Annotated in this window: 12 protein-coding genes; 7 read left to right on the forward strand and 5 right to left on the reverse strand. The window is 55.1% G+C overall.

What is annotated here, in order from left to right:
- The first annotated feature begins 2 nt into the window (after nt 1-2).
- Nucleotides 3-209 carry a hypothetical protein gene (locus BLT38_RS02095; RefSeq protein WP_083343688.1) on the forward strand — a complete coding sequence of 69 codons (207 nt, stop codon included), beginning with the start codon at nt 3-5 and terminating at the stop codon, nt 207-209.
- A gap of 200 nt (nt 210-409) precedes the next feature.
- Here the strand turns inward: BLT38_RS02095 and BLT38_RS02100 are convergent, their stop codons facing one another.
- The 4 genes from BLT38_RS02100 to BLT38_RS02115 all read right to left on the reverse strand — a co-directional run bounded on the left by BLT38_RS02100 (nt 410) and on the right by BLT38_RS02115 (nt 5,196).
- Nucleotides 410-1,132 (reverse strand): RsmE family RNA methyltransferase, encoded by a 723-nt coding sequence (locus BLT38_RS02100; protein ID WP_083343689.1) that lies wholly within the window; start codon nt 1,130-1,132, stop codon nt 410-412.
- Between the two features lie 442 nt (nt 1,133-1,574).
- Entirely contained in the window at nt 1,575-3,005 is a 1,431-nt protein-coding gene (locus tag BLT38_RS02105) for an L-serine ammonia-lyase (RefSeq protein ID WP_083343690.1), read from the reverse strand.
- Between the two features lie 55 nt (nt 3,006-3,060).
- The gene (locus tag BLT38_RS02110; protein ID WP_083343691.1) at nt 3,061-3,975 is read right to left on the reverse strand and encodes a HEAT repeat domain-containing protein; all 915 of its coding nucleotides are present in this window, start codon (nt 3,973-3,975) and stop codon (nt 3,061-3,063) included.
- Nucleotides 3,976-4,050: 75 nt separating this feature from the next.
- Nucleotides 4,051-5,196 carry an acyltransferase family protein gene (locus BLT38_RS02115; protein WP_083343692.1) on the reverse strand — a complete coding sequence of 382 codons (1,146 nt, stop codon included), beginning with the start codon at nt 5,194-5,196 and terminating at the stop codon, nt 4,051-4,053.
- Between the two features lie 205 nt (nt 5,197-5,401).
- Here BLT38_RS02115 and BLT38_RS02120 point away from each other — a divergent pair, with 205 nt between their 5' ends.
- The 5 genes from BLT38_RS02120 (at nt 5,402) to BLT38_RS02140 (ending at nt 11,913) form a co-directional block, all read left to right on the forward strand.
- Nucleotides 5,402-6,988 (forward strand): YifB family Mg chelatase-like AAA ATPase, encoded by a 1,587-nt coding sequence (locus BLT38_RS02120; protein WP_083343693.1) that lies wholly within the window; start codon nt 5,402-5,404, stop codon nt 6,986-6,988.
- A 464-nt stretch (nt 6,989-7,452) separates the two neighbouring features.
- On the forward strand, nt 7,453-7,680 hold the full coding sequence (locus tag BLT38_RS02125) for a hypothetical protein (RefSeq protein ID WP_047496028.1): 228 nt from the start codon (nt 7,453-7,455) through the stop codon (nt 7,678-7,680).
- A gap of 189 nt (nt 7,681-7,869) precedes the next feature.
- Complete coding sequence (gene rho, locus BLT38_RS02130; protein WP_047496024.1) at nt 7,870-9,120, forward strand: transcription termination factor Rho; 1,251 nt, start codon at nt 7,870-7,872, stop codon at nt 9,118-9,120.
- A gap of 222 nt (nt 9,121-9,342) precedes the next feature.
- Nucleotides 9,343-10,068, forward strand: a complete 726-nt coding sequence (locus BLT38_RS02135; RefSeq protein WP_156784979.1) for a hypothetical protein — start codon at nt 9,343-9,345, stop codon at nt 10,066-10,068.
- Nucleotides 10,069-11,913, forward strand: coding sequence for an ABC transporter ATP-binding protein (locus BLT38_RS02140; RefSeq protein ID WP_231966693.1), 1,845 nt, complete (start codon nt 10,069-10,071; stop codon nt 11,911-11,913).
- Between the two features lie 62 nt (nt 11,914-11,975).
- Here the strand turns inward: BLT38_RS02140 and BLT38_RS02145 are convergent, their stop codons facing one another.
- Entirely contained in the window at nt 11,976-13,067 is a 1,092-nt protein-coding gene (locus tag BLT38_RS02145; RefSeq protein ID WP_083343696.1) for a hypothetical protein, read from the reverse strand.
- A gap of 148 nt (nt 13,068-13,215) precedes the next feature.
- On the opposite strand from BLT38_RS02145, the gene BLT38_RS02150 reads away from it, so the two are divergent.
- Nucleotides 13,216-14,328 (forward strand): phospholipase D-like domain-containing protein, encoded by a 1,113-nt coding sequence (locus BLT38_RS02150; protein ID WP_231966694.1) that lies wholly within the window; start codon nt 13,216-13,218, stop codon nt 14,326-14,328.
- The last annotated feature ends 1 nt before the right edge of the window (nt 14,329 follow it).

Consider the following 14,329-nt stretch of genomic DNA (forward strand, 5'->3'; position numbering starts at 1 on the left):
CGATGTTGCTGCGCGTGGGACAAATGGCGGTTGCGGTACTCGGCATGGCGCTGATCCTGCACTTCGGCATCACGCGCGATCCCGGCTGGGGTGAAACCAGCATGATGCATCCCGTTATCTGGACCATTCATTGGCCGGCACTAGGAGCAGGTATCTTTTGCCTGCTTGTTACCTTCGTTCTTATGGCTCTGCTCGGGCGCAACGAATAAATGATCCAACGGGATACCAAGATGACGATTGCATTGTGTCTTGGATTATTCCTGACAACGCTTGGCATCGTGGGGGATTACTCCCGTTGGGATCATCGATATAACGCGACTGTTCATCCACGCCTGCACCCTATAACTCTCGCTCTCGGGATAAGTGCACTTTGCTGGGCATGGACACTTCGCAGACATAGACCCAGGCGCTAGTTCCTCAATGCTGCAGCGATCGCGAGACCCGCGATCGCTGCCGTTTCTGCGCGCAGAATGCGTGGCCCCAGCGTCACATGCTGCCATCCACTATCGCGAAAGAGTTGCATCTCATCGGCGGTCCATCCGCCTTCGGGGCCGATCGCCAGTGCGATGCTTCCGTTTGCTGGAGCGGCTTCGAGAGCGGCGCGGATGGTGTTCTCTTCTTCTGTCTCTGCCAACAGCAGTTTCAGATTAGCGTCCACTGTCGGAAGAAACAGTTTCAGCGTTACGGGGTCATCGACTTCCGGTACATCGGTACGGCGTGACTGCTGCGATGCTTCACGAACGATTCGCCGCCAGCGCTCCACACGTTTTGTCGCAGCTTGGGACAGATGCTTTTCCGTGCGTCGTGCAAGCACAGGAGTGATGCGCGCCGCACCAAGTTCTGTCGCCTTTTCAATTGCCCATTCCAGGTGATCGAACTTGAAGACAGCAAGCAGCAGGTGGACGGGCAGGGCGACCTCTGCTTCCTGCTCTTCATGAAGAGCGAAGGTAACTTCGTCATCACCAACGCTCTTTACTTCCGCGCGATGTAAAAAACCATCTGCCACGACATCAAAGATCTGTCCGGGCTGTGCTCGGAGAACACGCGCAAGGTGCGCGGCTTGATCGCCGGTGAGTGCGGCTTCAGTGCGTTCTTTATTCCATGTATCAGCAATCCATCGACGGCGAGTCATAACTGTTTCAGTGTAATGAGTGATGCGAATTCATGCGCAAACACAACGCGGGGAGCGCTTTCGCGCTCCCCGTCTGAAGTTGCTTTGCCTTGTTGCGTTGCGGCCTTTGCCACCGCTTCGCATTGTCTTGCCGTCTTGCCTACTCTCCCTGAGTGAGAAGACTGCGCGCTGCATTCAAATGTTGCAGCTAACGAATGTATAGAAGCACGTGCGAAGAGTGTCAACAAAAAAGTTTTTAAGGTTGTAACGGGCCAGTTCCTTTGCAGCGTCTCGTGTGCATGCGCAAGACAAACTTAAGGTGGTCAATCGCAACCCGGAAGTCCTGTTGATGATGCTTCGCATCGCTCACGAAGTTGACGCGGGATCGAATGTAACGACGTTACACGGCGAGATGACGCATCGTGAAGGATGTTCGTTTTAGCCAATATCCATGCTGGTTTTGTCAGCACTCGATGACATTCAATGCAAGTCCGGCGAGAGAAGTTTCTTTGTAACGCGACTGCATATCGAGTCCAGTCTGATACATGGTTCGGATCACCTGATCGAGCGAAACTTTATGCTCGTCGAGTTCGTTCATGGACATGCGCGCGGCGTTTACTGCCTTCACGGCACCCATGCCGTTTCTTTCTATGCACGGGATTTGCACAAGTCCGCCGATGGGGTCGCACGTCATGCCGAGGTTGTGTTCCATCCCAATTTCGGCAGCGTGTTCAACTTGCGCGTTTGTTCCGTTGAGCGCAGCGACAAGTCCCCCCGCAGCCATGCTGCACGCAACACCAACCTCACCTTGGCATCCCACTTCAGCGCCAGAGATCGATGCATTCTCCTTGTACAAAATGCCGATGGCTGCCGCAGTAAGGAAGTAACGCATCAGTCCGTCTTCATCTGCTCCGGGAATAAAGTCCTTGTAGTAGCGAGCCACCGCGGGCACCACACCGGCGGCGCCATTAGTCGGCGCAGTTACCACGCGCCCACCTGCAGCGTTCTCTTCATTCACAGCCATCGCGAACACGGTGACCCAATCCAGAGGTGCCAGAGGATCGGATGAACCTTTCTCTTGCAGACGAGCGGAAAGGCGTGGCGCACGTCGGCGTACCTGCAGACCTCCGGGTAGCGTTCCTTCATTCAGAATGCCGCGTTGAATGGTGTCGTCCATCACAGCCCACAGAGCGAGCACGCCATTACGTACATCGGTGGCGGCATCGCCGGTGCTGTCGATACGTGGCCGCGGAATTTTCCTGTCGTCGATTATCGCAACTTCATTCGCGAAGACCAGTTCCGCAATGGTGATGTTCGCTGCTGCCGCTGATGCGAGCAGCTGCGCCGCACTGCGAAAGTTGTAGGGGATATCGCGTGATGACTCAGGAGTGGCAGCGCCGCTTGCAGAGAAGCGTTCAGCCGTCACGATGAAGCCGCCTCCGATGGAATAGAAGACTTCGTCGGCAAGTTTGTTACCGGCTTCATCAAAGGCGCTGAAACGTACGCCGTTGGGATGGGTGACTACATCTGCCTCGGGATACATCTGATCTCTGTGAAACAGCAGGTCACGGTCGCGCTGAAATGGAATGCGCCTCGTTCCTCCAAACGACAGGCTGCCCTCTGCAGCCTCACTCAGAATAGTTTTGTGGAGTTCCGGTTCGATCGTGTCCGGCATCTCTCCTGCAAGTCCAGTCAATACTGCGGAGTCTGTTCCGTGCCCGATACCGGTCAAAGCCAACGAACCATACAGATCAATCTGCACACGTTGCACGCGATCAAAGACATTCGCTCGCTGCAAGCCACGAAGAAATGCCTGGGCTGCACGCATGGGAGCAACAGTATGCGAACTGGAAGGGCCGATACCGATCTTGAAAAGTTCAAAGAGACTAGTCACAGCGCTATTCTAGGCGCTGCGGCTAGTCTCTTTGTGTTGCTCCGGTAGGTTGGAATTATTTCTTGCGCTTTGTCGGTGATGTTGCGCCGGGCGTCGTGGTCTGACGGATGAAAGCAGCACTTGCGGAGAAGCGCACATTCTCCTTGTCATCGGTCATCAACTGCCGCAATGCGTCGGTGACATCATCGCCAGGATAGTTACTGAGGATTTCTGCGGCGCTCAGACGTGCCACCGGATCTTTGGTCTTGGTGGCTTCAATCAACGCAATCTTGGCCGGATTCGTGCGTTCTTTACCGATCTGGTTGATGGCAGTGATCTGGGGCGAAACGCCACCAGAACCCCTGAGGTAGTTATAGGCTCCCATGCCGATACCAACTGGCGGCACCAGGATGGTGATGCTTTGTTGTGCGGCAATCTTCATCAACGCCACTGGGCTATGCAGCGTCCTGTTCGCCTGATGCGTGCTGCCTTTCCAGAAGTTGTAGTTGCCAGAGCGCTCGCCCTCGGCCACCGCGAGCAGGATGTCTTCCCCTGAAGGATCATCCAGTTTCCAGAGTGTGCTGGCTGTTGTGAAGACAACCTTGGGATCTTGGTCGTCCAATTCCGACCGCAACTCGTTGGAAAATACATTTGCGCTGCCGTTCTTCATCAGTTCTCCGGCCGCAACAATTGCCGCGAGGCGAACGTCAATGTCGGGATCGTGCAGGCAATTGCCGACCAGTTTCTCCGCTCGTTGTTGACCACCCAGCAAGGAGAGCGCAGAGATCGCAGCGATACGTGTGTCAGTGTTCTTTGTGCCAGTCACGCCGTCTTCCAGGCGCGTCCACGCAGCGTCGCGCAACATCTGCGGCCGGGTTTCATTGGTCGCTCCTACAACCGTGCCGTCTGCGGAGGATGATTGGGCGTAGAGCGGCTGTGTGGCAGATAGTAGCGTGAATGCAAGTAGGGCAGGAATATAGAACCTAGGCATGGAATCCTTCTGTCATTCATGGATGCGGAAACGACTAATTTTGCCGCTTCGTAGACACCCTAAGATGGCGCGCCCTTAAGCGCGCGATTCAACAGGAAAAGCAGTCGTGGATTTCTTCTTCGCGAGGAAGCGCTCCACGAAGCGACGCATCACCTTCACCATGGGCTTTTCCAGATAGATATGGCTTAGCAAACCCATGACGGTGGCTAGCAATATACCTGTCAAAACATAGAGCACGCACGCCGTTGTGCCGAATTCTGGAAACGGCTTCCAGACCATCCGCAACGCTCCAAGCGCAAAGAGATGGCACAGGTAGAGGGAATAAGATGCGTCTCCCAACAACTCCAGCAAACGAAGGTTCCAGGTAACGCGCGTACCGTACTCAGCGCTCAGGATGCCGTAGACCAGTAAAGCGGCTTGGGGTCCCCATGCGAGTGGTCGATAGACGCTGTCCACGAACCTCGTCATCGGATACATCCAGACGAGAGCGACGATGGCCATTCCGATTCCCACGAAGGGCGGGACCAGGCGACGTTTCTCGTAGAGCGCGCCAATCACCATGCCCGCGCCAAACTCCAGCAGGGGAAGATCGGTATACACGTGCAGTGGAGGGCTGTTGAAGTGAACCAATCTCCCGAGCACCACCAGAACAATCAGGGCGGACAGATTTCCCAGCAGGCGCTTGGAAGGTGGCAGTAGCAATAGAACCGCGAACAGAAGATAGAAGAACACTTCGTACTGAAGCGTCCAGCCAATCGGCAGTACCGGGTTGATGTTGTGCAAGATCGGATGCCACGCAGGAAACAGGAGCAATGACTTCGCAACGAACAGTGGTTTCACATACGCAAAGCGAAACGCCTTCGGCAAAACGATCGCCGTGGCAACCATGGCCAACGTGAAGAACCAGTACGGAGGATAGATACGCGTGATGCGGTTCAGGAGAAACGGGAATGGACGCGGACGCGACTGCGCTGAGATGTACCAGAGGATGAAGCCGGAGATAACAAAGAAGATGTCGACACCGAACTCGCCGGATCGCGTGAGGTAGTTACGCGAGATGACCTCATCAGGAAAATGACCAAGTGTGTGGCGCATCACCACCAGCGTTGCCGCAAACCAGCGCAGGTGTTGGATCGAATAGATTTTCTGTTTGGTTTCTTGTGGGCCGATGGAAGGAGCCACAATCTCCGCGGTACTGTTTGAAACCGATAGGTCTGACAACAATTGCTCCTTCGTGTCCCTATTTGGGAAACGGCCCGACGCTATCTCGTTGCGCGTGTTCTTTAACTATAGGAATAAATGCAAACGGGATACAACTGAATAAACGCCCCTGACGTGATGCCTCTGCGGATGCCGGTTGTGGTTTCCTGCAACGGCATTGCGCCGCCGCGAGTACACTGCCAGTCGGAGACCTCCCCACACAATCATGTTGTTCAAATCGCGTAGCGCAGCCGTGTATGGCATTGATGCTCATCCCATTGATGTAGAAGTCGACTTTTCCGGTGTGATGAGCATGAAGGACGCTACCTTCAGCACGGTCGGGTTGCCGGACGCTGCCGTGCGTGAGAGCCGCGACCGAGTCCGCGCCGCGATCAAGAATTCCGGATTCGATCTTCCACCCACTCGCATCACGATCAATCTCGCGCCAGCTGATCTGAAGAAGGAAGGCTCGGGGTTCGACCTTCCGATCGCAATCGGCATTCTCGGTGCGTATGGTTCTTTGCAGATCAAGGATCTGTCGGACTTCCTGTTGGTTGGCGAGTTAGGCCTGGAAGGAAATCTCCGCGCGGTCCCGGGTGTTCTTCCGATGGCAGTCATGGCCCGGGAACTTGGTATCCGCAATGTGATTCTCCCGGAAGCAAACGCGCGTGAAGCCGCTGTGGTGGAAGGCGTGGATGTATATCCGGTCCGCACCTTGGCAGAGGTTCGCGAACTACTCAATAGTTTTGCGTTCGGCGGCCAGCATGCTCACCCGCTGAAAATTCAGCCCGGTGAAGTGTTGAATGAACTGCAGCATTTCCCCTTGGACTTTAAGGATGTTCGTGGTCAACACACGGCGAAGCGAGCCATGGAGGTGGCCGCGGCTGGCGGGCACAATCTGCTGATGATCGGACCGCCGGGCAGCGGCAAAACGATGCTGGCCAAGCGTCTGCCATCGATCCTTGCGCCACTCATCTTCAACGAGGCTCTGGAGACTACGAAGATTCATTCGGTCGCGGGAGTGCTTGAACCCAATGAGGGATTGGTGGCACATCGGCCCTTCCGTTCACCGCACCACACCATCAGCGACGCAGGCTTGATCGGCGGCGGCATGGTGCCTCGTCCCGGTGAAGTTTCGCTTGCTCACAATGGCTTGCTCTTCCTGGATGAACTGCCGGAATTCCCGCGCAATGTTCTGGAAGTGCTCCGTCAGCCGTTGGAAGACGGAACGGTGACCATCTCTCGCGCGGCAATGAGTCTGAGCTTCCCGGCACGGTTCATGTTGCTGGCAGCAATGAACCCGTGCCCATGTGGCTTCTTCAACGACAAGAGTCGTGATTGCACCTGTACGCCGCCCATGATTCAGCGCTACGTCAGTAAGGTCAGCGGACCGTGGCTGGACCGCATTGATATCCATATTGAGGTGGCCGCCGTGCAATATAAGGAACTCCGGCAGGGAAGTGAGGGGGAGACCTCCGCGCAGATTCGCGACCGCGTTCTGGCTGCCCGGGAACGCCAGGCGGCACGCTTTGGAAAGGTCGGGGACCAGCAGACCACCAAACGGCACCGCCCGGTCTACAGCAACGCGCAGATGTCGAGTCAGCAGATCCGGGTCTTCTGTGAGCTGTCCAGCGATGCCGAACGGCTCCTGGAGAGAGCCATGCAGCAGCAGGGACTCAGCGCCCGTGCCCATGACCGCATTCTGAAGACGGCTCGGACAATTGCGGACCTGGAAGGGGCTCAAGACATCGTCGTGAAGCACATCGCCGAAGCGATCCAGTACCGGACACTGGATCGCAGCTATTGGGCATAAGACTGACTCATCAGGACTTACGGGAGGTCGTCAATTTTTCTCCACAATTTGGAAGTCTTGGCGTGATTTCTTCCGAAAATAAGTATTGATAATCAAGGGTGAAGCAATTATGGTGCTTTTGGAGCTGATTTTGGCCGGTTCAGAAAAGAATCCGGCGAATCTCCCTCCTGCCGACGCATCCAGGCCGGGTGTTGGTGAATCCCATATATTGGGAAATGCGATTCTCAAAGCTGCGCGGATGGCCGGCGCAACGATCCCGAATCGTCCCTGAGATTCAAGAAGTGAAGGCAACGGAGCCTTAAGCGCCGCCAGAAGAGCTGTGCAGGTCCATGCCGGAAATCCTGCAGTGTACTCCTCATTGAGGAGGAGATACTGCGCAAAACGTAACGCTGCGGCAGTGTGCCGCGATCTATCTGTCAGCGGATCCTGAAAGGGACCGTGAGACTTGATGAAGAAGGAGAATCATGCGCTCTGATCTGATTTTTGGCGCTCTTACCCACGTCCAGAATCGCTACCAGCTCTGCCAGCTCGCCAGCAAGGCGACGCGCAAGCTTCATAAGCCCAACACCCGTCTGCAAGACACCACGAACGAAGTGCTGGATCGTTTCCGCGAGACCGCTCCCAGCGATCTGAAGACTGGCCCCGAGCCGGCTGCTGTACTGGAGACCATCGAGGAGCGCCGCGCGGCCTAACCGGCCGTGCGGTCCCCGCACCGTTTTCTCGCTGCTGCAATACAATCGCTGTACCGTAGAACTTGCAGTCCTGAACAATTACTGCACTCAAGCTTTACCCGTACCAGCCCGCATCACCCTTCCGCACCGCAACCCCCGCCTTAGCTTCACCGCTTCCTTACATCACGGAACGAACGTACACAGGTACCCATGACCATCACTGAACTCAAAGAAAAGAGCATTGCCGAACTCGGAAAGCTCGCACGCGGCCTTGAAATTCCAGGCACCAGCGCTCTGCGCAAGCAGGACCTCATCTTCAAAATTCTCCAGGCTCAGAGCGAAAAAGAGGGCCACATCTTTGCCGAGGGCGTTCTTGAAATCCTGCCCGACGGCTATGGCTTCCTCCGCTCGCCGGATTACAACTACCTGCCCGGTCCTGATGACATTTACGTCTCTCCCTCGCAGATTCGCAAGTTTGACCTGAAGACCGGTGACACCATCTCCGGTAACGTGCGTCCCCCGCACGAAGGCGAAAAGTACTTTGCGCTGGTCAAGATTGAGGCGATTAACTTCGAGTCGCCCGAAGAGACACGCAACAAGATTCTGTTCGACAACCTGACGCCGCTCTATGCAGATGAGCGCCTGAAGATGGAGACCGTTCGCGACAACATCAGCGGACGCGTGATGGACCTGCTCACCCCCGTGGGCAAGGGCCAGCGTGGACTAATCGTCGCTCCGCCACGTACCGGTAAGACCGTGCTGCTGCAGTCCATCGCGAACTCCATCACGGCAAACCACCCTGAGGTTGTGCTGATCGTTCTGCTCATCGACGAGCGTCCGGAAGAAGTCACCGACATGCAGCGCTCCGTAAAGGGCGAAGTCATCTCCTCCACCTTCGACGAGCCCGCTGCACGCCACGTACAGGTGGCAGAGATGGTCATCGAAAAGGCGAAGCGCCTGGTCGAGCACAAGCGCGACGTGGTCATCCTGCTGGATTCCATTACGCGTCTTGCACGTGCCTACAACACGATTGTGCCGCCTTCGGGCAAGGTGCTCTCGGGCGGTGTGGACTCCAACGCTCTGCAGCGCCCTAAGCGCTTCTTCGGCGCGGCCCGCAACATTGAAGAGGGTGGTTCGCTCACCATCATGGCAACAGCCCTCGTCGATACGGGTTCGCGTATGGACGAAGTGATCTTCGAAGAGTTCAAGGGCACGGGCAACATGGAAGTCATCCTGGATCGCAAGCTTGTTGATAAGCGCGTGTTCCCGGCTATCGACATCCAGCGCTCCGGAACACGTAAGGAAGAGCTGCTGATTCCGAAGGAAGACCTGCAGCGTACGTGGATTCTGCGCAAGGTGCTGAATCCGCTGTCGCCGGTGGAAGCTATGGAACTGCTCACGGACAAGCTGGGCAAGACCCGCAACAACCAGGAATTCCTGCACAATATGAGTTCGCTGTAAGCGATTCCTCAGTACGTGAGAAAAGCCCGCGATTCTGCGGGCTTTTCTTGTGCCTACAACTTCTGAGAATAGCCCTGTGTCGGGGGTTGATTTCCTCTATCCCATTTATGCAACAGCCTGTTGTGGTGCGGCGTCCAATACGCAGAAATGATGTCTTCAACTTCGCGGTACAGTGTCTGTGTTTTTATTGTGGGGCTTTTCTCCCTCTCGTGTAGCGCCCAGGTGAGCGCGTTGCCAGAGCGTGCGCTTGTCGAGGCCGATGTGCTTGCCTCTCTCCCAGACTCTCCTGGTTTCAGCAGTTCGCAAGCGCCTGCTTCGTCCTTTGCAGCAATGAACAGCGAGGTTGAAGGGCAGACCCCAACTGCAGCACCCACGGTTGCTAGAAAGTATGCCCACACCATCAAGCCGGGATTCACCGCAGTTCCATGGGGACCAAAGGATAAGATCGCTGCTTCCATCCTGAAGATGGGAACAGTCGGTGCAGTCTTTTCCGCCGCATTCACTGGTGGCCGACAGCAACTGTTTGATTCGCGACCACACTACGGTACCGACAGCGGGGCCTACGGTGAGCGTGTCGGCGCTGACTATGCGCGTCAGAGCGTCCAGGCCATGATGAACGGTGGCATGTCAGCAATTCTGAGGGACGATCCGCGGTATTACGTGCTCGGAGCCGGGCATTCTTTCAAGTCACGCGTGGTCTATGCAGCAGAGCGAGTGCTGATCACACACAAAGACAGTGGTGGCGATACAGCAAACATCCCATTGCTTACCGGCATTGTTGCCAGTCAGGCGCTTGCAAATGGTATCTATCCTGAACGGGATCGTGATTGGGCCCGCGTGGCGACGGGCTCATTGGGCAGTATCGCAAGCCGCATGGGTACGCAGGAGTTCAAAGAGTTCGGTGACGACATTCGGCAGTATCTGCGCCACAAGATCAAGAAGAACTAAGTGAAGCACGGAGATAACGCCGCAATGGCAGTGGACAACAACCAGCAGCCGGACCGGCAATTAAAGATCAAGGACCTTCTGCGTCCGCATCGCCGTGCCCTGATTTTGGGACTCGCCGCAATCGCGGGCGAGAGCATCGCCGACGTTGCGCAGCCGTGGCCGTTGAAAATTGTCCTCGACAACGTCATCGCCAAGAAGGAATCGCATGGCTGGCTCTTCGCTCTGATCAAGCGCACAGTAGGAACAGAGCCGCATCAGATACTTCTTTTCGCATGCGGTGCGGTTGTGTTCATTGCGATGGTCGATGCCTTCTGCTCGTATTGGGAGAAGTACACCACCACCAGCGTCGGACAATGGGTCACGCATGATCTGCGTCGCAAGCTGTATGCGCAGGTACAGCGTCTATCGCTCTCGTACCACGACACCAGTAAGACGGGCGATCTCATTAGCCGTGTAACCACTGATATCGATTCTATTCAGAGCTTCATCGTCTCTGGTCTCCTCAGCATCCTTGTCGATATCGCGACGATTCTCGGCATGATTGGTGTGCTGTTTTATCTAAGTTGGAAACTAACGCTGATTGCGCTTGCGGTTGTGCCAATTCTCTTTGCCATCGTTTACACGTATACGCGTCGCGTGAAGAAAGCATCGCGAGAGGTGCGCAAGCAGGAAGGCAAGATGATCTCCGTGGTGCAGGAGGTGCTTGGTTCCATTCGCGTAGTGAAAGCATTTTCGCGCGAGGAATATGAGCTTCATCGGCTTGAGGGCGAAAGCCTGGAGACGGTGGAAGCCTCGTTGCGTGCGCGAACACTCAAAGCAAAACTGGTTCCCATCGTCAACATCGTTACCGCCATTGGCACATGCCTGGTTCTGTATTTTGGTGGCAATCTTGCGCTGGATTCTGACATGACTGGCGGCAAGATTTACATTTTCATCGCTTACATCGTCAGCATGTATAAGCCCATGCAGGACATCTCCAAGATTATGGATTCGTATTCCAAAGCAGATATTGGCTACGAACGAATTAAGGAGATCATCGGCAATAACAACGAGATGCGCGATGTCCCGGGAGCAAGGCCATTACGTGTCGTAGAGGGCCGCATCAGTCTCGAACATGTGAACTTCTCTTATGACGGCGAACACGAGATTCTGCATGACATTACGTTGAATGCTGATCCTGGTTGCGTCGTCGCTCTGGTGGGGCCGACTGGTTCTGGCAAGACCACGATCATTAACCTGATTGCTCGTTTCTATGAAGCGCAGAGCGGTACTGTTCGAATCGATGGTCAGGATGTCACGAAGGTGCAGCAAGGTTCACTGCGTGAACAGCTCAGCTTCGTTCTGCAGGACACGGTTCTCTTCAGCGGCAGTATCTGGGACAACATTGCTTATGGACGTCCGGAAGCGTCGCACGCAGAAATCGTTGCGGCGGCCGAAGCAGCGAACGCCACGGAGTTCATCGACAACCTTCCGCATAAGTACGACACAGTGGTTGGTGAGCGGGGCATTCTGCTTTCCGGTGGTCAGCGACAACGCATTGCCATCGCCAGAGCAATGGTTCGCAACAGCCGCATTCTCATTCTCGACGAGCCGACATCAGCACTGGACGCCAACACAGAGCATCTTGTGTTCGAAGCGTTGGATCGCTTGATGGAGAACAAGACGGTTATTGTGATCGCTCATCGTCTTGCAACAGTACGTAAGGCAAACAATATTTATGTCATTCAGGACGGTCGAGTCGTGGAAAGTGGAACTCATGACCAGCTCGTCAAAGCGGGCGGCCTTTATCAGGAACTGAACGATCTTCAGAACAACGAAGAAGAACGATCCGCACTGCTCACGTAAGAATTTAGCAAAAAGAAAGCCGGGCATTATGCCCGACTTTTCTATTTAGATTGCGTACCGCGTCAGAGCTTCTTCAATTCCGTGATGCGGCTTTCCACTACTTCTACATACGCCTGAACTTCTTCTTCCGAAAAGTTTGCTGCGCGGAAGACATCTGTCAGTTGCTTATGCGAAAGTTGGCCAAGCAAGCCACCGATCCAGCGGGCATCCTGAATCGGAATATCGTTTCCAATCCAATCCATATCCTTGCGCATAGCAAATGACTTAGCAGTTGCGCCCATGGTTGCGAGCAACATTCCTGTTGGCTTCTTCGGCGTTGAGAAGCTCACAGTGGAATTGGTTTTGCTCTGAATAAATCCTGATGAGCGGAAGCTGTCGATATTGCCTTTAGAGCGCGAGCGCGTCCACGAAACTCCATTGGAGCCAAAGCTTGCACCAATGTCACTCACCAGGAAGATCTGGCGATTGTTTTTGGAGTCCATGTAAACAGCATTGTTAACGTCTTTCAGATCCCAGTTGTTGATTACGGCCATCATCACGCGGAGACCATTGAACTCGCGCGTGCCGTAAAACGAGGAGGTTTTCCACTCCCAGATGCCAATCTTTTTCTGGCCGTCCGGTTTGCGCGCAAATCGTACATTGACGAGCGTTCCTCGTTCCTTCAGATCGTTGGAACCGCGCTTCATCTTGACGTTTTGCACTTGCCCGCCGGGGATGAGGTAGTCTTCGTTCGCGTAATAACCCATGGCCCACAGCAGGCGCGAGGCGGCGACCTCAGGCTGTGCTTCCTCGCCTTCCTTCACACGCCACTTGGTTCCGTTTGCATCGCGCACGTCGAATTTCGGATTGGTTCCACCCGTGTCTTCACTCAGAAAAACGAACGGAGGCTTGGGCTGGTTGGCTTTTCCGCCCGCCCCCCAGTAGAGATCCAAAGCGGCTATGTTGCCGGGGTTGTGCCACAAAACGGGATTCTGAATCTTGGCCCACAGAGCAGCATTGGATCGGACATCGCGATCGTTGTCCTTATCGCTGTCGGCGACTTTGGCATGGGTAGTCTGGGCAGCACTATCGTCCTGTGCGTGGGCGGCAAAGCCTAAGGGAACGGCTGAAAGGGTACAAAGCAGCGCCCAGTGTGAAAGGCGATTCAAACGCATGAGAGTTCTCCCATCGGGTTCAGTAACCAGATGTACAGAAGTTCAGATGCGCAAACTGTAAGAAAAAACATCTTCCCCTGTTACATTTGCATCCTCATCATGTAGAGACATGCATCCGGTGACCCCCGGCAGGAGAACGACTGTAAACATGAAGCTAATGGTGCAGCCGGAGGACGGGATCGAACCGATCCTGGACGCATTGCGGAAGGCGAAGAAGAGTATTCAGATCCTCATCTTTCGCTTTGATCGCAGCGAGATTGAACGTGCGTTGGTTGAGGCCGTGGAGCGCGGCGTCTCCGTGCAGGCGCTCATCGCATTCACAAACCGTGGCGAGGAGAAGAATCTTCGTAAGTTGGAAATGCGGCTGCTTGAAAAGGGCATCACCGTCACGCGCACCGCGGATGATCTTGTCCGTTATCACGGAAAGATGTTCATCATTGATCGCAAGGAACTGTATCTGCTTGCGTTCAACTACACCCATCTCGACATCACGCTGAGTCGTTCATTCGCGGTTGCGATCACCACGCCGTCTGTTGTGGCCGAGGCCATCAAGTTGTTCGAGTGTGATGTGCACCGCAAACAATACGTATCAACTTCTAAGAAGCTGGTTGTCAGTCCGGTCAACGCGCGGAAAGAGTTGATGGACTTCCTCGGTGGCGCGAAGAAACAGATCCTGATGTACGAGATGAAGATCAGCGATCCAGACTTCATCGCGCTGCTGCGCGACAAGGTTTCGCAGGGTATTGAGGTGAGGGTGATTGGCCGTGTCTCGCCGAAGGCTTATTCGCTTCCGCTGCGCCTTTTGCCTACCCGCCTTCATACGCGCCTGATCATTCGTGATGGGAAGTCTGCATTTTTAGGCAGTCAGAGTCTTCGCAAGCTGGAACTGGAAGCGCGTCGCGAGATCGGTGTTATTTTTGAGAACGCGCCTGCCATTCACAAGATGATGCACGTCTTTGAGCAGGATTGGGGACGCTCCCAGGCTATGCAGGATGTTGCGCAACCGTCCCTCGAGCTACCAGTGCGTCGCGTGGCCAAGATCGTTGCCAAACATATCCACGTGAAGCCTGTCGTGGAGGAGGTATTGGAGAGAGTACTGGATCGCTCCAATAGTGATGTTCCGTTTGAGCCGGATGAAGTGGCGCAGACCGTCCGTGATGCCTTCCGTGAAGAAGTTCACGATGCAGTGCTGCTCGCGCTCCGCGATATGGCACAGCAAGCTGCGCTAGTGCAGACCGAAAAGGAAAGTAAAGTTCCTTAAC

Source organism: Terriglobus roseus (assembly GCF_900102185.1).
GTDB lineage: Bacteria > Acidobacteriota > Terriglobia > Terriglobales > Acidobacteriaceae > Terriglobus > Terriglobus roseus_A.

What these genes read in the sequence shown, in the direction of transcription:
- BLT38_RS02095 (WP_083343688.1), top strand. Translation starts at nt 3, where the DNA reads ATGTTGCTGCGCGTGGGACAAATGGCGGTTGCGGTACTCGGCATGGCG.
- BLT38_RS02100 (WP_083343689.1), bottom strand. Translation starts at nt 1,132, where the DNA reads ATGACTCGCCGTCGATGGATTGCTGATACATGGAATAAAGAACGCACT.
- BLT38_RS02110 (WP_083343691.1), bottom strand. Translation starts at nt 3,975, where the DNA reads ATGCCTAGGTTCTATATTCCTGCCCTACTTGCATTCACGCTACTATCT.
- BLT38_RS02120 (WP_083343693.1), top strand. Translation starts at nt 5,402, where the DNA reads ATGTTGTTCAAATCGCGTAGCGCAGCCGTGTATGGCATTGATGCTCAT.
- BLT38_RS02125 (WP_047496028.1), top strand. Translation starts at nt 7,453, where the DNA reads ATGCGCTCTGATCTGATTTTTGGCGCTCTTACCCACGTCCAGAATCGC.
- rho (WP_047496024.1), top strand. Translation starts at nt 7,870, where the DNA reads ATGACCATCACTGAACTCAAAGAAAAGAGCATTGCCGAACTCGGAAAG.
- BLT38_RS02145 (WP_083343696.1), bottom strand. Translation starts at nt 13,067, where the DNA reads ATGCGTTTGAATCGCCTTTCACACTGGGCGCTGCTTTGTACCCTTTCA.
- BLT38_RS02150 (WP_231966694.1), top strand. Translation starts at nt 13,216, where the DNA reads ATGAAGCTAATGGTGCAGCCGGAGGACGGGATCGAACCGATCCTGGAC.